At 45.7% G+C, this 19,183-nt stretch carries 18 protein-coding genes; 7 read left to right on the top strand and 11 right to left on the bottom strand.

Translation table 11 applies throughout. From position 1 onward, the window contains the following. Positions 1-6: 6 nt before the first annotated feature. The 8 genes from hemB to ubiE are packed head-to-tail and all read right to left on the bottom strand — an operon-like array spanning position 7 to position 6,212. A complete protein-coding gene (hemB, locus tag DBZ36_RS19780; RefSeq protein ID WP_120356713.1) occupies positions 7-1,020 on the bottom strand; it encodes a porphobilinogen synthase in 1,014 nt (337 codons plus the stop codon). A gap of 36 nt (positions 1,021-1,056) precedes the next feature. Further along, the gene (locus DBZ36_RS19785; protein WP_120356714.1) at positions 1,057-1,842 is read right to left on the bottom strand and encodes a TatD family hydrolase; all 786 of its coding nucleotides are present in this window, start codon (positions 1,840-1,842) and stop codon (positions 1,057-1,059) included. Continuing rightward, positions 1,835-2,581 carry a twin-arginine translocase subunit TatC gene (gene tatC, locus DBZ36_RS19790; RefSeq protein ID WP_120356715.1) on the bottom strand — a complete coding sequence of 249 codons (747 nt, stop codon included), beginning with the start codon at positions 2,579-2,581 and terminating at the stop codon, positions 1,835-1,837. Before tatC ends, DBZ36_RS19785 begins: the two co-directional genes overlap by 8 nt. Continuing rightward, positions 2,568-2,936: a Sec-independent protein translocase protein TatB gene (gene tatB, locus DBZ36_RS19795; RefSeq protein ID WP_120356716.1), complete on the bottom strand. Its 369-nt coding sequence runs from the start codon at positions 2,934-2,936 to the stop codon at positions 2,568-2,570. Before tatB ends, tatC begins: the two co-directional genes overlap by 14 nt. 8 nt (positions 2,937-2,944) lie before the next feature. After that, on the bottom strand, positions 2,945-3,172 hold the full coding sequence (tatA, locus tag DBZ36_RS19800; RefSeq protein WP_120356717.1) for a twin-arginine translocase TatA/TatE family subunit: 228 nt from the start codon (positions 3,170-3,172) through the stop codon (positions 2,945-2,947). Positions 3,173-3,199: 27 nt separating this feature from the next. Further along, the gene (gene ubiB, locus DBZ36_RS19805) at positions 3,200-4,849 is read right to left on the bottom strand and encodes a ubiquinone biosynthesis regulatory protein kinase UbiB (protein WP_120356718.1); all 1,650 of its coding nucleotides are present in this window, start codon (positions 4,847-4,849) and stop codon (positions 3,200-3,202) included. Then, complete coding sequence (locus tag DBZ36_RS19810; RefSeq protein ID WP_120356719.1) at positions 4,846-5,460, bottom strand: ubiquinone biosynthesis accessory factor UbiJ; 615 nt, start codon at positions 5,458-5,460, stop codon at positions 4,846-4,848. Before DBZ36_RS19810 ends, ubiB begins: the two co-directional genes overlap by 4 nt. Continuing rightward, positions 5,460-6,212, bottom strand: a complete 753-nt coding sequence (ubiE, locus tag DBZ36_RS19815) for a bifunctional demethylmenaquinone methyltransferase/2-methoxy-6-polyprenyl-1,4-benzoquinol methylase UbiE (RefSeq protein ID WP_120356720.1) — start codon at positions 6,210-6,212, stop codon at positions 5,460-5,462. The genes DBZ36_RS19810 and ubiE overlap by 1 nt, the downstream gene beginning before the upstream one ends. 236 nt (positions 6,213-6,448) lie before the next feature. Between ubiE and DBZ36_RS19820 the strand changes: the two genes are divergently transcribed. The 6 genes from DBZ36_RS19820 (at position 6,449) to DBZ36_RS19845 (ending at position 15,021) form a co-directional block, all read left to right on the top strand. Next, positions 6,449-7,144: a GntR family transcriptional regulator gene (locus tag DBZ36_RS19820; RefSeq protein WP_120356721.1), complete on the top strand. Its 696-nt coding sequence runs from the start codon at positions 6,449-6,451 to the stop codon at positions 7,142-7,144. After that, positions 7,144-8,019 (top strand): methylisocitrate lyase, encoded by an 876-nt coding sequence (prpB, locus tag DBZ36_RS19825; protein ID WP_120356722.1) that lies wholly within the window; start codon positions 7,144-7,146, stop codon positions 8,017-8,019. The genes DBZ36_RS19820 and prpB overlap by 1 nt, the downstream gene beginning before the upstream one ends. Before the next feature lie 70 nt (positions 8,020-8,089). After that, complete coding sequence (prpC, locus tag DBZ36_RS19830; protein ID WP_120356723.1) at positions 8,090-9,214, top strand: bifunctional 2-methylcitrate synthase/citrate synthase; 1,125 nt, start codon at positions 8,090-8,092, stop codon at positions 9,212-9,214. A gap of 64 nt (positions 9,215-9,278) precedes the next feature. Beyond that, positions 9,279-11,873, top strand: coding sequence for a Fe/S-dependent 2-methylisocitrate dehydratase AcnD (gene acnD / locus DBZ36_RS19835; protein ID WP_120356724.1), 2,595 nt, complete (start codon positions 9,279-9,281; stop codon positions 11,871-11,873). Between the two features lie 9 nt (positions 11,874-11,882). Next, a complete protein-coding gene (prpF, locus tag DBZ36_RS19840; protein ID WP_120356725.1) occupies positions 11,883-13,058 on the top strand; it encodes a 2-methylaconitate cis-trans isomerase PrpF in 1,176 nt (391 codons plus the stop codon). A 76-nt stretch (positions 13,059-13,134) separates the two neighbouring features. Further along, positions 13,135-15,021: a propionyl-CoA synthetase gene (locus DBZ36_RS19845; RefSeq protein WP_120356726.1), complete on the top strand. Its 1,887-nt coding sequence runs from the start codon at positions 13,135-13,137 to the stop codon at positions 15,019-15,021. 105 nt (positions 15,022-15,126) lie between these two features. Here the strand turns inward: DBZ36_RS19845 and DBZ36_RS19850 are convergent, their stop codons facing one another. The 3 genes from DBZ36_RS19850 to DBZ36_RS19860 are packed head-to-tail and all read right to left on the bottom strand — an operon-like array spanning position 15,127 to position 18,515. After that, positions 15,127-16,503, bottom strand: coding sequence for a sigma-54-dependent transcriptional regulator (locus tag DBZ36_RS19850; RefSeq protein ID WP_120356727.1), 1,377 nt, complete (start codon positions 16,501-16,503; stop codon positions 15,127-15,129). Then, the gene (locus tag DBZ36_RS19855; RefSeq protein ID WP_120356728.1) at positions 16,490-17,038 is read right to left on the bottom strand and encodes a tropomyosin; all 549 of its coding nucleotides are present in this window, start codon (positions 17,036-17,038) and stop codon (positions 16,490-16,492) included. The genes DBZ36_RS19850 and DBZ36_RS19855 overlap by 14 nt, the downstream gene beginning before the upstream one ends. Beyond that, a complete protein-coding gene (locus DBZ36_RS19860) occupies positions 17,025-18,515 on the bottom strand; it encodes a sensor histidine kinase (RefSeq protein ID WP_120356729.1) in 1,491 nt (496 codons plus the stop codon). The genes DBZ36_RS19855 and DBZ36_RS19860 overlap by 14 nt, the downstream gene beginning before the upstream one ends. Positions 18,516-18,769: 254 nt before the next feature. Here DBZ36_RS19860 and DBZ36_RS19865 point away from each other — a divergent pair, with 254 nt between their 5' ends. Then, positions 18,770-19,117: a hypothetical protein gene (locus DBZ36_RS19865; RefSeq protein WP_120356730.1), complete on the top strand. Its 348-nt coding sequence runs from the start codon at positions 18,770-18,772 to the stop codon at positions 19,115-19,117. The last annotated feature ends 66 nt before the right edge of the window (positions 19,118-19,183 follow it).

The following is a 19,183-nucleotide window of genomic DNA, read 5'->3' on the forward strand; positions in this document are numbered from 1 at the left end:
CGACTCCTAACTAGGTTTTTCTTCACTCAACCATTGGGCAACCGTTTTGGCAAAATAAGTCAAAATGCCATCGGCTCCAGCTCGCTTAAACGCTAGTAACGACTCAAGTACGACCTCGCGTTCACTTAACCAACCCATTTGTATGGCCGCTTGGTGCATCGCATACTCTCCGCTGACTTGATATGCGAAAGTTGGTACTTTGAATTCATCTTTAACCCGACGCACTATATCTAAGTATGGCATACCCGGTTTCACCATCACCATATCAGCGCCTTCTTGCAAGTCTAAAGCAACTTCTTGGAGTGCTTCATCACTATTTGCAGGATCCATCTGATAGGTTTTCTTATCCCCACCTTTTAGCTGAGCAGCACTACCAACCGCATCACGAAAAGGGCCGTAATAACTGGAAGCATATTTAGCAGAATAGGCCATTATTTGGGTATTAACAAAGCCTTGTGCTTCCAATTGCTCTCGAATCGCTCCGATTCTGCCATCCATCATGTCCGAAGGTGCGATGACATCCGCTCCGGCCTGCGCATGTGAAATCGCTTGTTTGACCAAAACTTCAGTCGTGACGTCGTTTAATACGTAGCCTTGCTCATCGATAATGCCGTCTTGGCCATGGGTGGTAAATGGATCCAATGCTACATCAGTCATCACGCCTAGTTCAGGAAAGTTGGCTTTGAGAGCGCGCACGGCACGCTGAGCTAAGGCATCGTCAGCATAGGCCCGCTCTGCCATCAAGGACTTCTCTGTGACTGGTGTGACTGGGAAAATAGCTATCATCGGGATACCAAGGCGTACCAGTTCTGCAGCTTCTAGCAGCAGTTGATCAATACTTAGCCGCTCAATACCGGGCATTGAAGGAATGGCTTCGCGCTGCCCTTCTCCGTCTAGAATAAACATTGGATAAATAAGATCATCTACACTGAGTTTGTTTTCTTGAACCAAACGACGCGAAAAACTATGTCGGCGGAGCCTACGTAAACGAGTGCCGGGGAATCGCTGTGATGCGCTCATAATAAATCCTTGGTTTGTTTATCTTAAACGTAAAAATTACAATCGAATACCAAACAGTCGCTCGGCATTTGCTTGAGTCATTGCTTTTAGTTGACTTAATTCTTGTTGGCGCAGCCTCGCAGCAGTGCTGTAGATTTGCCCCAAATACATAAGCTCATTACGCCGCGATTTCGGTTTAGGTTTTAGATCCCTTGGTAGCAGATAAGGAGCATCTGTCTCTAGAAAAAGTCGCTCATTGGGTATTAAGGGCAACATCGCTTGTAAGTCTTGTCCACGCCTTTCATCGCACAACCAGCCTGTGACACCAATATAGATATCTAAATCAAGATAAGCTTTTAAGGAAGACTCGCTACCGGTAAAACAATGTAGAACCGCTCCGACGAGATGAGGCCGCCATGCTTTCAAAATAGGATAGAATCGTTCAAAAGCATCACGCTCGTGCATGACCACAGGCATTTTGAGCTCAGCTGCAATTTTAAGTTGCGCTTCAAAAATCTGTTCTTGTTGATCTCGTGGCGAAAAATCTCGATTAAAATCCAGACCGCACTCACCGATAGCAATTACATTGTCAGCTGCACTTAAGCCAAGCAGTTGCTGCAACTGTTCAATAGAACAAGACTTTGCGTGGTGTGGATGCACACCAACACTAGCCCAGCAACGCTGTGGCCAGTTGGCGACAAGAGTCGGCAAAGATTTAGACTCTTCGAGTTCACTAGAAAGCGCGAGGACCCCTGCTACACCAGCATCAAAGCCACGTTGCATCATCTCATCTCTATCTTTGTCGAATTGAGACGAACTCAAATTTAGCGCTAAATCAAACATCCGTTGATTCGGTTTGCTCTCGAGGCGAATAAAAGCGCGTCAACACCAAGCCTAATTCAAACAACAGCCACATAGGGAAAGCCAACAAGGTTTGCGAAATTACATCTGGTGGCGTTAGTAACATACCGATGACAAATACACCGACGATAACGTAGGGGCGCTTTTGGCGCAGTGCATCAGGCGTTGTTGCACCAGACCAACACAATAAAACCGTGGCGATCGGAATTTCAAACGCGAGCCCAAAGGCAAAGAATATCTTGAGAACAAAATCTAGATAATTAGATATATCGGTAGCAATAGTGACCCCCTCTGGAGCCACCTTGGTAAAAAAGGCAAATGCTAGCGGTAGCACCACTGAATAAGCAAACGCGATACCGGCATAGAACAAAGCACCGCTACCCGCAACTAAAGGCACTGCCATTTTTCGCTCATGTTGGTAGAGTCCTGGCGCAATAAAACCCCACAATTGCGACAGCATATATGGCATTGCGATAAAACAGGACACCACGATAGTTAACTTTATCGGGGTGAAAAAAGGTGCGGCGACATCAGTGGCGATCATGCTCGCGCCTTCAGGCAACACCTTCATTAGAGGGTCGGCCAAAAGACGATAAATATCGTTGGCAAAATAAACTAAACTTACGAATACGAGTAACACCGCTAAAATGCTGTGCATTAATCGCGTTCGAAGCTCAAGCAGATGACCGATCAAGGGTTGGCTGGAACTAGTTTCCGTCATTAGTTTCCGTTGGTTTGGGGCTCGCGGGCTTAACAGGCTTATCACCTTGCTCACCGGCAATATCGTAAGGGCGAGTCACTGACTCGGCTCTGGCTTTGAGCTCATCAACAGAGTTTTTGAGACTCTCACTCATACCTGACACATCTTGCATTGCTTCAGACTTTTTAAGGTCGTCATGGAGCTCTTGCAAGCGTAGTTCTTGCTGAAGTTCAGTGCCGACTTGAGACGCCGTCTTTTTCACGCTACGTATTATCGACATCACACTGCGAATCGCTTTAGGTAAGCGCTCAGGACCTAAAATAACCAAGCCCATCACAGAGATCACAATTAATTCCCAAAAACCAATATCAAACATGGCTTAGCTTATTCTTTAGGTTTTGATGGCGATTCGTCGCTTTGTTCAGATTTCGCAATCTGATCAACATCCGCATCATCAGATTTAGTTTCGCTTGCTTCATCTGACATCGCTTTTTTGAAACCTTTGACCGAAGTTCCAAGGTCGTTACCTAAGTTACGTAGCTTTTTGGTTCCAAATAACAATAAAACAATAACTGCAACAATTGCCAACTGCCAAACACTAATACCGCCCATGAACATTCCTTAAGTATATGAATTGCCTTATAAGGCAAAAGGTTTGCGCACCAGTTGTCGCCAACAGAGGGCGGCACTGATCACACAAGCGCTCGCAAAAGCTGCGGCTAGCGCTAATTGATTATCTAAATATAACAAGACTGCCGACAACAACAAACTATTAGATGCAATTGCGAGAATTAAGGCAATTTTATGCTGATGTTGTTGCTTTACATACCCTTTGGCAAACAGCTGTACTTGATGTTGTTGCCGCCGCGCCATTTGCAGGTTGTCAAATATAAGCTCTGGTATTTGTGGGAAGGTTTCAGCCCACAGTGGAGCTTTGTCTTGAAACTCCTTAAACATCGCCTTTGGGCCCACTTGTTGTTTCATCCAATTCTCGAGAAAAGGTTTTGCAGTCGCCCATAAATCTAATTGTGGATATAACTGACGCCCCAACCCTTCAATATACAAAAGCGTTTTTTGCAGTAACACCAATTGCGGTTGTACCTGCATATCGAAACGACGAGCCGTATTAAATAAGTTTAGCAAGATTTGACCAAATGATATTTCTGCTAAAGGTTTAGCAAATATTGGCTCGCAAACCGTACGAATTGCAGCCTCAAACTCTTCCACTTTGGTATCCGCTGGAACCCATCCCGAATCAATGTGCAATTGCGCTACGTGTCGATAATCTCGGTTGAAAAAGGCTAGAAAATTTTCCGCTAAGTAACGTTGGTCTTGTTTATTCAAGGTACCAACAATGCCGCAATCTATCCCAATATACTGGGGATCTTCAGGGTGTTCTTTTGAGACAAAAACGTTACCCGGATGCATGTCAGCATGGAAAAAACTATCTCTAAATACTTGAGTAAAGAACACTTCAACGCCACGTTCAGCTAGCAATTTAAAGTTTGTTCCTTGCGCTTCTAGAGCCTGAATATCAGATACTTGGATACCATAAATACGTTCCATGACCATTACATTACGATGGTTATAATCACTATATACTTTCGGTACATATAGCTCTTTAGAGCCTTCAAAGTTTCGTTTAAGTTGCATCGCGTTAGCCGCTTCTCGGGCCAAATCCAACTCATCAATTATAGTACGCCGATATTCTTCAACGACTTCTTGCGGACGCAGCCGCTTAGCTTCGCTGAACACCATCGCTAGACTGGCTGCCATGCGTTGCATGAGTGCGATATCACTATGAATGGTATGTTCAATGCCAGGGCGGATCACTTTAATGACTACTTCATCACCGGTACTGATCAAACGCGCAGTGTGCACCTGAGCAATCGAGGCACTCGCTAAAGGCTGTTGGCTAAAATTCTCAAAGTCTTCTTCAAATGCTTTGCCGTAAGCTTGCTCAATGATCGCTTTAGCTAAGTGACTATCAAAGGCTTTGACTTGATCTTGGAGCATTGCCAGTTCGTAGGCTAAATCATCAGGAAGTAAGTCGCGTCGGGTTGATAGCATTTGCCCTAACTTGACAAAAACAGGGCCAAGTTCTTCAGCAGCGCAGCGCAATTTTGCTCCGCGACTCAAGTCAGGGTGTTTATCCTGCCAAAAGAATAGCGCCAAACGAAATAATTTCAGATACCACGGCCAATGCTGCTTGGGTAAAAGCTTGTCGATACCGTAACTAAGCATGACACGTTGAATTTCAAAAAAACGAAACACCGATTTCACGCTCATGCTTCTAAATCCCGTATCCGTAATTCTAAAGCGTCTAATTCAGACTCAAGTTCTTCTAGGTCACGTTTAAAATAGTTAAAGGCCTCATAGGGTAAATGCAATTGCCATTCTTGAGCAGAGATTTGACTCAATCGTTGGGGGCTCGACTTCGCCATTTGCTTTATTGCTTGCACCAACAGTCGCAAGTTACGCAAGACCTGATAAGCAATCACATCTCCAAAGTAACTTGCTAGTCGCCCTTCAATATCGGCTTCCATTTCCAAAAACAAATCCGCAAATTTCTGGGCGACTTTAATATCGCCTTCGACTTCTAATTGTTCTGACTTGAGCAAATCACTGACCGATTCTCGCTTTGCTAAGGCTAATAGTAAGCTTGGGCTAAACTTAAGTTCACAATCGGCTTGCGCTTCAAATTGGCTCAAAACATCGATTTGGTCTTTGCTCACGATAAAAAACAGCTGTGGGAAAGGGCTCGGTGTAATCGAAATTACCTTACCCTCTAATTTGCTACGTCGTTGAGCACTGTTTTTGTCCAAAGACATGATCTGGTTACTAAAGGTTTCGACCGCAGCTCCCACCACATTTACAATCGCTTTGCTTTGGCCTGTCATCAGAATTTGTACCCACGATGTAGCGCCACAATGCCGCCGGTCAAGTTGTAGTATTGGGTACCTTCAAAACCAGCATCATTCATCATTTGCTGCAAGGTGTCTTGATCTGGGTGCATACGAATTGATTCTGCGAGGTATTGATAACTCTCACTGTCGTTAGCAACCAACTCACCGAGTTTAGGCAATATTTGGAAAGAGTAAGTATCGTAAGCTTTGCTTAAAAACTCGGAGCTTGGTTTTGAGAACTCAAGCACCAATAAACGACCTCCGGGCTTAAGTACCCGAAACATTGAGCGTAGCGCTTGGTCTTTATCGGTGACATTACGCAAGCCAAAACCAATCGTAATTAAGTCAAAGTGGTTATCAGGAAATGGTAACGCTTCAGCATTTGCTTGCACATAACTGACATTCCCTGCGATACCCCGGTCGCGCAACTTAGCTCGGCCAACTTTAAGCATTGAGTCGTTGATGTCAGCAAGAACCACTTCACCCTTCTCACCCGTAATTCGAGAGAACTTGGCGGTTAAGTCGCCAGTTCCACCAGCAAGATCAAGTACCTTTTGCCCTGGACGAATACCTGAACAATCAATAGCAAAGCGCTTCCATAAGCGATGCACGCCACCTGACATAAGATCGTTCATCACATCATACTTTGCGGCTACTGAATGAAAGACCTCAGCAACTTTCGCTACTTTCTGTTGTTTTTCAATGGTCTTAAAACCGAAGTGGGTTGTTTCCTGATCCAAACTCATGGGTTGCCTCGTGCGTTTTACTTATGACTGTAGTGTACTTGAGGGCAGTTAGCGGCACAATCTTATCGACTCGCTCCCTACTCATAAGAGCATGGCCACATTGTCAACAATATGTAGTTTTTAATAGCTATTTGGAATATTAGACCAATGTATACACCTATATTGTCTACAAAAGCTGGATTTCAGTGTTTCTTAGCGCTAAGCTAATTTACATATTTTACTTAAATCAGATCTAGATGAGCCAAATTCAAGTCAAAACACCTCTTAAGTCGCAGAATCTCAGCGACATCTTGATCGAAGCTATTGTTAGCGGAGACATTAGTGCAGGAAGTAAAATTTCTGAACCTGAATTAGCCCGTCGATATGGTGTCAGCCGCGGTCCTCTGCGAGAAGCCATACTAACCTTACAAGGCATTGGATTAGTTGAGCGTTTACCTCATGTGGGGGCTCGCGTTGTTGAGCTCAACAAACAACAACTGCTTGATATCTACGCTATCCGAGAAGCCCTAGAAGGAATGGCTTGTCGCCAGGCTGCTTTGGCGATGAGCCAAAGCGACATCGACCAACTCGAAGCACTGTTAAATCATCACCAAGACTACCTTCAGCAGAATGAAGGGCAACGCTATTTCGAACAAGATGGCGATTTCGACTTCCATTATCGAATAATCCAAGCCAGTGCCAACAAACATTTGATTGGTTTGCTATGTGATGAACTTTATCACCTGTTACGCATGTACCGGCGGCAAGCCAGCAATCATATTTCACGTCCCAATCGCGCACTAAACGAACACCGCGCAATCTGGCAAGCCCTTGCAGACCGAGATGCAGATCTCGCAGAAATACTCATGCGTCGCCATATCGGTCGCGCTCGAAAACTAATAGAACAACAAGTTGATGCCCAAGCATTCACGAGTTCAAAAGGAGAAAAATAATGACCCTCTCACCCGGTGCCCGCTTTCGAAAAGCTATTGAAGACAACAATCCCTTACAAATTGTTGGAACCATCAATCCCTACTGCGCGATGATGGCACAGCGCGAGGGCCACCAAGCGATATACCTTAGTGGCGGGGGTATCGCCAATGCCAGTTATGGTTTGCCCGATCTAGGTATTACCACCATGAACGATGTTCTTGAAGATGTTCGCCGCATCACAGCTGCTTGCGACACCCCGCTGCTGGTGGATATTGATGTGGGATTTGGCGGTGCATTTAGCATTGCGCGCACCGTTAAGGAAATGATTCGCAGTGAAGCTGCTGCTGTTCACATTGAAGATCAAGTCGCTCAAAAACGCTGTGGACACCGTCCAAATAAGGCCATCGTATCCAGCCAAGAAATGGTTGACCGGGTCAAAGCTGCCGTCGATGCCAAGACCGATAGCAAATTCGTCATTATGGCTCGTACCGACGCCCTAGCCGTAGAAGGTATGCAGTCTGCAATTGATAGAGCTTGCGCCTGTGTTGAGGCTGGTGCCGATATGATATTTCCAGAAGCCATGAACACTCTCGAGCAATATCAACAGTTTGTTGATGCGGTTAAAGTCCCAGTACTGGCTAATATTACCGAATTTGGCCAAACCCCGTTATTTAGCGGCGCCGAGCTAAGTGGTTCAGGTGTAAGTATGGTTTTATACCCGCTTTCAGCGTTTAGAGCCATGAATCAAGCCGCCGTTAATGTGTACCGCTCGCTTCTAGAAAACGGCCACCAGCGTGACGTTGTTGAAACCATGCAGACACGCGCACAACTCTACGATTACTTGAACTATCACGACTACGAAGACAAGTTGGATCAACTTTTCGAACAAAAATAACCCTACAACATAGCGTTCACTGAGCAAAAAAAATAAATAACAGCTCAGTTCAAACTGAAAGGAGAACATCATGGTACAAAAAGCAATTGGAGGCGCAGGCCTGCGTGGGCAAAGCGCCGGAGAAACCAAACTATGTACAGTTGGGCAAAGTGGCTCAGGTTTAACCTATTGCGGCTACGATATAAAAGAGCTTGCTGAACAAGCAACCTTCGAAGAAGTCGCCTATTTGTTATTTCATGGTGAGTTGCCCAATACCAGCGAGCTAGATGCCTATATCGGTAAACTAAAATCGCTACGCGAACTACCAGAGAACTTAAAAAAAGTACTCGAGCTGATCCCCGCTAGTGCCCATCCTATGGATGTGATGCGAACCGGAGTGAGTATGCTTGGAAATCTGGAAACTGAAATAAGCTTTGATGAGCAGCAGCAACAATCGGATCGCTTGCTAGCAACGCTGCCAGGTATTATTTGTTATTGGTATCGTTACAGTCACGATGGTGTGCGCATTTCTACCCAAAGTAATTCCGACTCGATTGCTGGACACTTTCTTGAATTGCTGCACTCTCGCCCCGCAGATCCTCTGCACGAGCAAGTCATGCAATGCTCGCTTATTGTCTACGCTGAGCACGAATTTAACGCATCAACCTTTACTGGACGCGTTATCGCTTCAACCTTAAGTGATATCCATTCTGCTGTTACTGGCGCAATTGGTGCCCTGCGCGGTCCTTTACACGGTGGTGCTAACGAAGCAGCCATGGCAATGATTGAAAACTGGACTAGTCCCGAACAAGCGGAGTCAGAAATTATGGCAATGCTAGCGCGTAAGGACAAGATCATGGGTTTCGGGCACGCAATTTATCGCACCAGCGACCCACGTAATGCGCTGATTAAGGAATGGTCTCGCAAGCTAAGCTTGCAAAGCGATAAAGCACATTTATATGCGGTCTCGGAGAAAGTCGAAGAAGTGATGTGGCGCGAAAAAGAACTATTTTGCAACGCTGATTTCTTCCACGCCAGCGCCTACCATTTTATGGGGATCCCTACAGCCTTATTTACCCCTATATTTGTTTGCTCTCGTGTCAGCGGATGGGCGGCGCATATTATGGAACAACGTGCTAACAATCGGATTATTCGACCAAGCGCCGATTACACTGGTAGTGAACCGCGCAGTTACGTTCCAATTTCACAACGCTAAGCACTATACATAACCAGCATCAGGGCCCACCAGCGGGCCCTAATTAAAACAATTGGACCTGCTTATGAATACCGAATACCGCAAGCCTTTACCCGGTAGCGACTTAGACTTTTTTGATACCCGCGCCGCGGTCAACGCCATTAAACCAGATGCTTACGACAAACTACCTTACTGCTCACGAGTCTATGCTGAAAACCTAGTCAGGCGCTGTGATCCCAAAAAACTACAAAGTGCGCTGACTCAAATCATCGAACGCAAACGCGATATGGACTTTCCTTGGTACCCTGCCCGTGTTGTTTGTCACGACATCTTGGGACAAACAGCACTGGTTGATTTAGCAGGATTGCGCGATGCGATAAGTGAGCAAGGAGGCGATCCTTCAAAAGTGAATCCGGTGGTTCCGACACAACTCATCGTTGACCACTCACTAGCCGTAGAACACGCTGGATTCGAGAAAGACGCCTTTGAAAAAAACCGAGCAATCGAAGATAGACGCAACGACGATCGATTTCACTTTATCAACTGGACTAAAACCGCCTTCAAAAATGTAGACGTGATCCAACCTGGCAACGGGATCATGCATCAAATCAACCTCGAGCGCATGTCACCTGTTGTGCAAGCCCGCGATGGCGTAGCCTTCCCCGATACGCTAGTTGGTACCGATAGTCATACTCCGCATGTTGATGCTCTTGGGGTAATCGCCATTGGTGTAGGCGGTTTGGAAGCTGAAAGCGTAATGCTAGGGCGCGCATCCTACATGCGACTGCCGGATATTATTGGTGTTGAGCTTACCGGTAAGCCTGCAGAAGGCATTACCGCAACCGATATTGTGCTCGCATTGACAGAATATCTTCGCGCCCAAAAAGTGGTTTCATCCTACCTCGAGTTCTTTGGCCAAGGAACGAAGCACTTAACTTTAGGTGATCGAGCCACCATTTCGAACATGACACCAGAGTATGGCGCAACCGCGGCCATGTTCTATATCGACCAGCAAACCATTGACTATCTAACCCTGACCGGTCGTGATGATGCCCAAGTTAAGCTTGTAGCAAACTATGCCAAACAGACCGGTCTTTGGGCCGATAGCTTAAACAATGCCGAGTACGAGCGCGTTCTGAGTTTCGACTTGTCCAGCGTAGGTCGCAATATAGCGGGCCCGTCAAACCCGCACAGCAGAGTTCCCACCAGCGAACTTGCTGTCCGCGGTATTAGTGGAGTGGTTGAAAACGAAGACGGAAAAATGCCTGATGGTGCTGTCATCATTGCTGCCATCACTAGTTGCACCAACACCAGCAATCCTCGCAATATGATTGCTGCCGGCTTGTTAGCCCGTAATGCAGCCGCAAAAGGCTTACAACGTAAACCCTGGGTGAAAACCTCACTCGCTCCGGGCTCAAAAGCTGTACAAATGTACCTCGAAGAATCGAGATTGCTACCTGAACTAGAAGCGCTTGGGTTTGGGATTGTTGGTTTTGCATGCACCACCTGTAACGGTATGAGCGGAGCCCTTGATCCAGTAATACAAAAAGAACTGATCGATCGTGATTTATACGCAACTGCGGTGTTATCCGGTAACCGTAATTTCGATGGACGGATCCATCCTTATGCTAAGCAAGCATTTTTAGCATCCCCACCCTTGGTTATTGCCTACGCAATCGCAGGTACGATTCGTTTTGATATTGAAAAAGATATCCTAGGTTATGACCAACAAGGCCAAGCGGTTCTGCTAAAAGATTTGTGGCCAAGCGATGCCGAAATAGATGCGGTTATCAAAACCAGTGTTAAGCCTGAGCAATTTCGCAAAGTTTATCAACCTATGTTTGATATCAAAGTCGAGTACGGCAATCATATTGACCCCCAGTACGATTGGCGACCCAATAGTACTTATATTCGACGCCCACCTTACTGGGAAGGAGCTCTCGCTGGTGAACGTCTTATGAAAGGCATGCGCCCGCTAGCAGTGCTTGGTGACAATATAACCACAGACCACTTGTCTCCATCAAATGCGATCATGCTCGATAGCGCAGCTGGCGCCTACCTAGACAAAATGGGCTTACCTGAAGCTGATTTTAATAGCTATGCAACCCATCGCGGCGACCACCTAACCGCACAGCGTGCAACCTTTGCCAATCCTAAGCTGTTCAACGAAATGGTGGTTGAACATGGAAAAGTAAAACAAGGTTCGTTAGCGCGTGTTGAGCCCGAAGGGGACGTTAAGCGCATGTGGGAAGCGATTGAAACCTATATGCAACGCAATCAGCCACTGATCATTATTGCCGGTGCCGACTACGGGCAGGGCTCTTCAAGAGACTGGGCAGCGAAAGGCGTACGATTAGCGGGAGTAGAGGTTATTGTAGCCGAAGGCTTTGAGCGAATACATCGAACCAATTTAGTTGGCATGGGTGTACTACCTTTAGAGTTTGTTGAAGGCAATAACCGTCATAGCTATGGGATTGACGGCAGCGAAATCTATGACGTTGAAGGAACAAGGCAGCCTGGCTCTATCATGAATCTACGCATCACGCGTAGCAACGGAGAGCAGCTTTCAGTACCGGTAAAATGTCGATTAGACACCGCCGAAGAAGTGTCAATTTACGAAGCGGGCGGCGTACTACAGCGTTTTGCAAAAGACTTTCTTGAATCTACGCTAAGCGCCTAAGGAACCCTTATGACTTACTTAGCTCAAACTCAAATCCCTGCAACTTATATGCGTGGCGGAACCAGTAAGGGGGTTTTCTTCAGCCTCAAGGATCTACCTGAATACGCACAACAAGCTGGTGCAAAGCGTGACGCACTGTTATTGCGGGTTATCGGTAGCCCAGATCCATATGCAAAGCAGATTGATGGCATGGGAGGAGCTAGTTCTAGCACCAGTAAAACCGTCATTGTTAGCGAAAGTACTCAAAATGGTCACGACGTTGATTATCTTTTTGGTCAAGTTGCAATCGATAAACCTTTTGTAGACTGGTCCGGAAATTGTGGCAACCTCAGTGCTGCGGTTGGCGCATTTGCGATCAACAATGGCCTAGTGGACCCAAGTAAAATCCCAACCACCGGCGTCGCTGTCATTCGAATTTGGCAATTGAATATTAAGAAAACCATTGTGGCGCATGTTCCGATCACCGATGGCAAAGTTCAAGAAACCGGTGCGTTTGAGCTTGATGGCGTCACCTTTCCAGCGGCCAAGATTCAGCTCGATTTTCTTGACCCAACAGACGCCAGTGGTGAAATGTTTCCGACTGGAAACGTACTCGATACGCTTAGCGTACCGGGCCTTGGTGAACTTGACGCAACCTTCATTGCCGCAGGAATACCGACCATTTTCTTACGCGCTGAGCAACTTGGATACAGCGGTTTGGAAACCCAAGACGACATCAACAATGATCCAGAAGCGCTTGCGCGCTTTGAATTAATCAGAGCCCATGGCGCTGTAAAAATGGGTCTTATTGAGCGAATCGAACAAGCTCAAACCAGGCAACACACCCCAAAAGTAGCCTTTGTAGCGCCGGCTGCGGACTACGTCAGCTCCAGCGGTAAAGCAATTGAAGCCAATCAAATCGATATTTCAGTGCGCGCGCTTTCAATGGGTAAGTTGCATCATGCCATGATGGGAACAGCCGCAGTAGCAATAGCGACAGCAGCTGCGGTACCTGGCACCTTGGTCAATCAAGCTGCCGGATCAATACCGCGAGAGTCGATTAAATTTGGCCACCCATCGGGCACCCTTGAGGTTGGCGCAAAGGCAACGCAAATAGATGGCAAATGGGTAGTTAGCCAAGCAAGTATGGGTAGAAGTGCCCGAATCCTGATGCAGGGCTGGGTCCACATACCACCAATAGTCTAGACATTTACGGTGTTTTGTTGTTGCCGAATTATTCAAAACCTTGGGCCAAAATATTGGCCAGGGACGAGGAGAAATCATGACATATCAATCAAATTTTGACCTTGCCAGCCAACAGCCGGAACAATTTTGGCTAGAGCAAGCCAAGCAATTGGCATGGTATAAACAGCCACAGAAAGCTTTAAGCCAAGATGAACATGGCAATTATCGCTGGTTTGCGGATGGTGAATTGAACACTGCTTACTTAGCCCTAGATTTTCATTGCGACAATGGTCGAGCCAATCAAACTGCGCTGATCTACGACTCTCCGGTGACCAACACCCAGCGTAAATACAGTTATCAAGAACTACGTGACGAGGTGGCTCTCACAGCAGGCATGCTAGCCGCACACGGTGTCAGCAAGGGCGATCGAGTTGTCCTGTATATGCCGATGATCCCCCAAGCAGCCATCGCCATGCTCGCTTGTGCCCGATTGGGTGCGATTCATTCTGTCGTCTTTGGTGGTTTTGCTGCAGCTGAATTGGCAGTGCGAATTGACGACGCCAAACCAAAGTTGGTGATGAGCGCTAGTTGTGGCGTTGAAGGGCAAAAGATACTGCCTTATCAGCCTATGCTAGAAGCCGCACTCAAAGCTAGTTCGCAAGCAGACACGACAGTGTTAGTTTGGCAACGAGAACAGCATCCTGCCACCCTCAATTCACAGCTTGTATCCTGGCAAGAACAGTTAGCATTGGCTAAACCTGCCGCTTGCGTGCCGGTTAAAGCCACCGACCCGCTCTATATTTTGTATACCTCAGGGACTACCGGAAAACCGAAAGGCGTGGTTCGCGACAATGGCGGACACGCGGTGGCCATGCACTACAGCATGCAAAGTGTATATGACGTTCAGGCTGGTGATGTGTTTTGGGCTGCCAGTGACGTTGGTTGGGTCGTTGGCCACTCCTACATTGTTTATGCACCACTGATTAAGGGCTGCACCACTATTTTGTATGAAGGTAAGCCGGTTCGAACCCCAGATGCTGGCGCTTTTTGGCGAGTAGCCAGTGAGCACAAAGTCACTATTTTGTTTGCAGCACCGACAGCCTTTAGGGCGATTAAAAAAGAAGACCCAGACGCAAAGCTGATCCAACAATATGACTTAAGTCATCTGCGCGATATTTTTATGGCTGGCGAACGACTTGATCCACCAACGCTGGATTGGACTTTAGAAAAAACGGGCAAACCAGTTATCGATCATTGGTGGCAGACCGAAACCGGGTGGGCAATTGCAGGCAATCCCTTAGGCCTGGAGCGCTTACCGCTTAAATCCGGTAGTGCGAGTAAGCCACTGCCCGGCTATAAGGTTAAAATTTTGAACGAAATTGGGGAAACTTGTGCACCACTTGAGCAAGGCTTTATCGCAATAGAACTGCCACTACCTCCGGGTTGCTTGCCTACTGTTTGGGGCGATCAAGCTCGATTTGAATCAGCCTACTTAAAGCAGTTCCCTGGATACTATGTCAGTGGTGATGGCGGTTACATCGACGAAGACGGTTACCTATTTGTAATGGGTCGTATTGATGATGTGATTAACGTCGCAGGTCATCGACTATCCACTGGAGAGATGGAAGAGATTGTCGGCGCTCACCCTGCGGTTGCTGAATGTGCCGTTATAGGCAGTCACGATGAACTCAAAGGTCAAATTCCCTTTGGTTTAGTGGTCCTAAAAGATGGCATTACCCAAGACACCCAAGAAATACAACGTGAATTAATTCAAAAAGTCCGCGATGAGATTGGTGCAATAGCCTGTTTTAACCAAGCTTTAGTGGTGCAGCGCTTGCCTAAAACGCGTTCTGGAAAAATCTTACGTCGAACCTTGCGACAACTCGCTGATGGCGAAGATTACGCTATCCCAACCACCATTGATGATCCGACAAGTCTCAATGAGATAGAAGATCTTATGATGCGTGGAAGAACCGTGATTTAAAGTGAAACTCCAAACAAACACAAAGCCAAAGTATTTACACTTTGGCTTTTTTGTTTTCATTTCAACACTGCGGTAAAGCGAAAGTCTCTCATAGGGTACGCTGTATTATTCTAAGTCGACCAGCTCTGTAACCCTGAATGCATCAGCCTTAAGGTGATGACGCTCAAGCAGCTTGTAAAAGTCGGTCCGATTCCGTTGAGCGATCTTTGCTGCCTGGCTAACGTTTCCTTGAGTTAATCGCAGCACTCTTGCTAAATAACCACGTTCAAAATCATCCCTAGCCTGATTAAAACCACTGAGTTCACTCTCTTTTTTCAAGGCGTTTTGTACTAGGTGAAGGGCTACAAACGATTCTGTACTTAGCGCTTGGGTACGTTCGACTACATTCATCAGTTGACGTACATTCCCTGGCCAATCAGCAGACACTAATAAAGACATTGCCTCACTACTATAATGTCGAGCGGGAACATTGTGATTTACGGCAAATTGATTGGCGAAGTGTTCGACCAACAAAGGAATATCCTCGCATCGCGAGGCTAGTCTTGGTAAATCCAGTTCCACGACGTTAAGTCGATAATAGAGATCTTCACGAAAAAGACGTTGTTTGACTAAGGATGCCAAGTCTTGATGACTCGCAGCAATAACGCGGACATCAATTGCAGTGCTTTGTTGTGAACCTAAACGACGGATCTCTCGCTCTTGCAATGCTCGTAATAGTTTGGCTTGAGAGTTTAATTGGGTATCTGCAATCTCATCTAAAAACAGCGTCCCCCCTTTGGCAGCCTCAAACAGTCCTTGTTGGGCTTGGTAGGCTCCGGTAAACGCTCCTTTTTGATAACCAAAAAGCTCAGATTCAAACAGCTCATGGGGTATTGCAGCACAATTGACCGCAATAAACGGCCCACTCGCTCTCGGGCTTGCTTGATGAATTGCTTTTGCAAAGAGTTCTTTGCCAGTACCACTTTGCCCATGCAACATCACACTCACATCACTCTTAGCCACTTGTTTAGCCTCAGAGAGCAAGGTCAACATCAACGGGCTTTGAGTAATCACACTATTACGCCAACTCGATTGCTCTTTCGCTGTTTCGTGTCGATTAGGGTCCACAGATAAAGCAACGGCATCTGCCACTTTATCTAACAATACTTTGCTATCAAACGGTTTGGTTAAATAACCAAAAACCCCCTTCTCTGTTGCCCTAACTGCGTCTGGAATACTTCCATGAGCCGTAAGTAAAATAACAGGAAGATGAGGATGCTCTTTTTTAACCTTGGCAAACAACTCAAGCCCGTCCATACCACTCATACAAACATCACTTATAAGCAAACTAGGTATTTGGCTTTCTATTTGGGCCAAGGCGTGTTTTGCACTAGCCACAGAGCTAACCTCATAGCCTGCTGATTGTAAGCGGATACTGATGAGTCGAAGTAAACTTGGGTCGTCATCGACAACCAAAACATGGCCTTTACTATTTATTGTCATGTAACTGCTGCTCTAATTGGGTAAGTTGCTTTAACTGACCGTTCAATTTGTCAATTTCAATTTGTAATTGCATGCTGCTTTGCTCCGCATTCTCAAATTTGCTTTCCAGCTCTTCGTATCTATTCTGCCATCGAATGGCATCTTTCATTTGGTCATTCATCACTTCAAGCCATCCGAGCTGCGGATGCTCACTGAGTAGATCCAATTGCGACGCTAGTATTTTTTGACTGCGGTGAACATTTCTAACCGGAGAGTTACGATGCGCATACAAAAGAGCCAGTTTGATTTGTTGACTAAGACTTGAATTTTGCTGTTTTACGATGTCTATCTGCTGCTCAAACTCTTGGTTAGATAGGCTAGACAACCAAGTGTAATACTGCGAGTACTGATCACTGGTTACTCGGTAATAAGGATACTGTGTGTATTCTGGATTAGGCTCCGAAGATGATGAGTTTTGTATTGGACCGGTACATGCAACTACAACCGTTATTAGACTAATAATGAGGAACAGCTTTGATGCTTTACGATTGTTCATATTTGAAACCACATATTTCAAAAATACTCCCTAGTTCCGAGCGGCGATAACAGAGGCTAGCCTGATGCCGATCGATAAGCTCCTTGACGATTGTTAGCCCTAAGCCACTGCCTTTTAAGGGCACTTCAATCGCATGTTTGTTTTGACTAAAAGGCTCAAACATCTGAGCCTGAAAAACTTCATCTATACCACCAGCTTGGTCTTCAATAACAACACAAGCAAGCCCGTTATTATCGATTTTTGAGTCGATAATAATCACCCCCTGACGCGGCGAAAATTTGATCGCGTTGGAGACTAAGTTATCAAAGATAACGCGAAGTTGTTCTTGGTTTCCGCTAACCCTCAAGCTGTCTAGATTTACTTGAAGGTCTAGTTGTTTATTGTTGATGGTAAGTTGATGTGATTTCAAAACAACATCAAACAACTCACCAAGGGATACCGATTGATGACTCTGGGAGATTGAGTTATCGATGATGTGATTAAAGTTTAGTAGATCTTCAATATGTCGTTGTAATTTTAAACTATTCTCTTGAAGAATTTGACACACCTCATGCTGTCGCTCGTTTAAGCCTCCGAGACTATGATCATATAAGAGCTCATTTCCCTCTCTTATTGCAGCCAGTGGTGTTTTAAGCTCATGAGAAATATGGCGAATAAATCTATTTTTTTGCGTTTCCAAAAATTGCAGCCTGGCGCGCATTTGGTCCAAGGCTAGGGCTATTTCTGCAACATCAGCCGGCCCATTAATCACAATCGGAGTTTCAAAATCACCGAGTTCTAAAGCCTTAATTTGCTGGCCAAGTTGTTTTATGGGACGGGTAATAAACCAGACAAAACTGATGGCAGCAAATATCACCAGCGGTAAAAACAATATACTCCACAATATTTGTTGCTGCGCTTTACTTGAGCCTTGTTTAACCGCACTGGCCTGGTCTACAACCTGCTGTTGTATTCGTGTTTGATAAACATCGTTTAATCGCTTTAGTTTTTGCAACAACATCGAGACCTGCTGTTGTTCGCCCGCTGATAATGGTTGCTGATTAACCTGTTGGGCGATCACCCAAACTTGATTAAATGTAAGCACCATAAGCTCGAGCGTCTGTTGATTCTCTTGGGACTCGAAGTTACCTTCCGGCCATTGCGACAGTTCTTCCAATTGCTCTTCAAATAGTCGCTCGAGTTGGGTATCACCTAAAACAAAGTATTGGCGGGCATTACGCTCCATATTCAGTAATAATTCATCAAGTTGTTTTCCGTTTGAAACAAGTTGAGCAACCTGAAAAGCCGCCCGTTGGCCTTCTATAGAAATTTTTTGTAGGCTATACATCGCAAATATTAAGCTTACCAGCAGCGGAATGCCTAGAGTAGCCAAGGCCATAAAACTCAATCGGCGAATTGAAGTAGACGAATTAAACAATGACTTAAGGTCCTCGCAGCTAGATAGCCCAAAATTCGCACCATCATGCCAGATAAACATCAAATTCCCAGCGTCTGCGATACGCGACAATTAGGGGGTATTCACACAATTTCCATAAGTAATTGTTTTTGCTTAATAAAGGTCAAATAAAAATCAACTCTATACTTCAAACCTATATAATTAAGACCAAAACTGTCTCCAAATCGAGACAGTCACTGCCTTTCTAAATCACTAACATACTGAAAACGTTACACTTAACATAGTGGTTCAGTTTTTGCTTATGTAAAGCTCTCCTTCCACTATGGACAAAATAAATGGAACAGGTTACCCAGCGGTATATTCGAGTCGGCCAATGGCTTTTTGAAGTAAAAAGCGTACGAGCTATACGCGTTAGTGAATATGGACAACCTTACGATGCATGCTGCAACATGAGCTTTAACGGCGATCAAGCCTACATTGATAATCAACTTACTCGTAACGATGCCCCATTTACTCAACGGGACTTTTCGGAGTTTTATCAATTTCTTCAAACTATGGGGGTAAGCGATGCCAACTATGATCGTTACCAACATGGGCAAAGACGTAACAAACAAGTAAAAATAATTAACAATGCTGATAACGAAACAACGCTCGTCCCATTTACTCAGCGCGAGACAGCATAACTACTAGATTTTTAAGCCCGCCCGGTGGTAGTCTGAACGCAATAGAAGTGTCTAAAAGACACTCGT

The organism is Alginatibacterium sediminis (assembly GCF_003610775.1).
Classification (GTDB): domain Bacteria; phylum Pseudomonadota; class Gammaproteobacteria; order Enterobacterales; family Celerinatantimonadaceae; genus Alginatibacterium; species Alginatibacterium sediminis.

Bases quoted from the DNA above. Each gene is read 5' to 3' on its own strand.
- hemB (WP_120356713.1), bottom strand. From the start codon at position 1,020: ATGAGCGCATCACAGCGATTCCCCGGCACTCGTTTACGTAGGCTCCGC.
- DBZ36_RS19785 (WP_120356714.1), bottom strand. From the start codon at position 1,842: ATGTTTGATTTAGCGCTAAATTTGAGTTCGTCTCAATTCGACAAAGAT.
- tatC (WP_120356715.1), bottom strand. From the start codon at position 2,581: ATGACGGAAACTAGTTCCAGCCAACCCTTGATCGGTCATCTGCTTGAG.
- tatB (WP_120356716.1), bottom strand. From the start codon at position 2,936: ATGTTTGATATTGGTTTTTGGGAATTAATTGTGATCTCTGTGATGGGC.
- tatA (WP_120356717.1), bottom strand. From the start codon at position 3,172: ATGGGCGGTATTAGTGTTTGGCAGTTGGCAATTGTTGCAGTTATTGTT.
- ubiB (WP_120356718.1), bottom strand. From the start codon at position 4,849: ATGAGCGTGAAATCGGTGTTTCGTTTTTTTGAAATTCAACGTGTCATG.
- DBZ36_RS19810 (WP_120356719.1), bottom strand. From the start codon at position 5,460: ATGACAGGCCAAAGCAAAGCGATTGTAAATGTGGTGGGAGCTGCGGTC.
- ubiE (WP_120356720.1), bottom strand. From the start codon at position 6,212: ATGAGTTTGGATCAGGAAACAACCCACTTCGGTTTTAAGACCATTGAA.
- DBZ36_RS19820 (WP_120356721.1), top strand. From the start codon at position 6,449: ATGAGCCAAATTCAAGTCAAAACACCTCTTAAGTCGCAGAATCTCAGC.
- prpB (WP_120356722.1), top strand. From the start codon at position 7,144: ATGACCCTCTCACCCGGTGCCCGCTTTCGAAAAGCTATTGAAGACAAC.
- prpC (WP_120356723.1), top strand. From the start codon at position 8,090: ATGGTACAAAAAGCAATTGGAGGCGCAGGCCTGCGTGGGCAAAGCGCC.
- acnD (WP_120356724.1), top strand. From the start codon at position 9,279: ATGAATACCGAATACCGCAAGCCTTTACCCGGTAGCGACTTAGACTTT.
- prpF (WP_120356725.1), top strand. From the start codon at position 11,883: ATGACTTACTTAGCTCAAACTCAAATCCCTGCAACTTATATGCGTGGC.
- DBZ36_RS19845 (WP_120356726.1), top strand. From the start codon at position 13,135: ATGACATATCAATCAAATTTTGACCTTGCCAGCCAACAGCCGGAACAA.
- DBZ36_RS19850 (WP_120356727.1), bottom strand. From the start codon at position 16,503: ATGACAATAAATAGTAAAGGCCATGTTTTGGTTGTCGATGACGACCCA.
- DBZ36_RS19855 (WP_120356728.1), bottom strand. From the start codon at position 17,038: ATGAACAATCGTAAAGCATCAAAGCTGTTCCTCATTATTAGTCTAATA.
- DBZ36_RS19860 (WP_120356729.1), bottom strand. From the start codon at position 18,515: ATGTTTATCTGGCATGATGGTGCGAATTTTGGGCTATCTAGCTGCGAG.
- DBZ36_RS19865 (WP_120356730.1), top strand. From the start codon at position 18,770: ATGGAACAGGTTACCCAGCGGTATATTCGAGTCGGCCAATGGCTTTTT.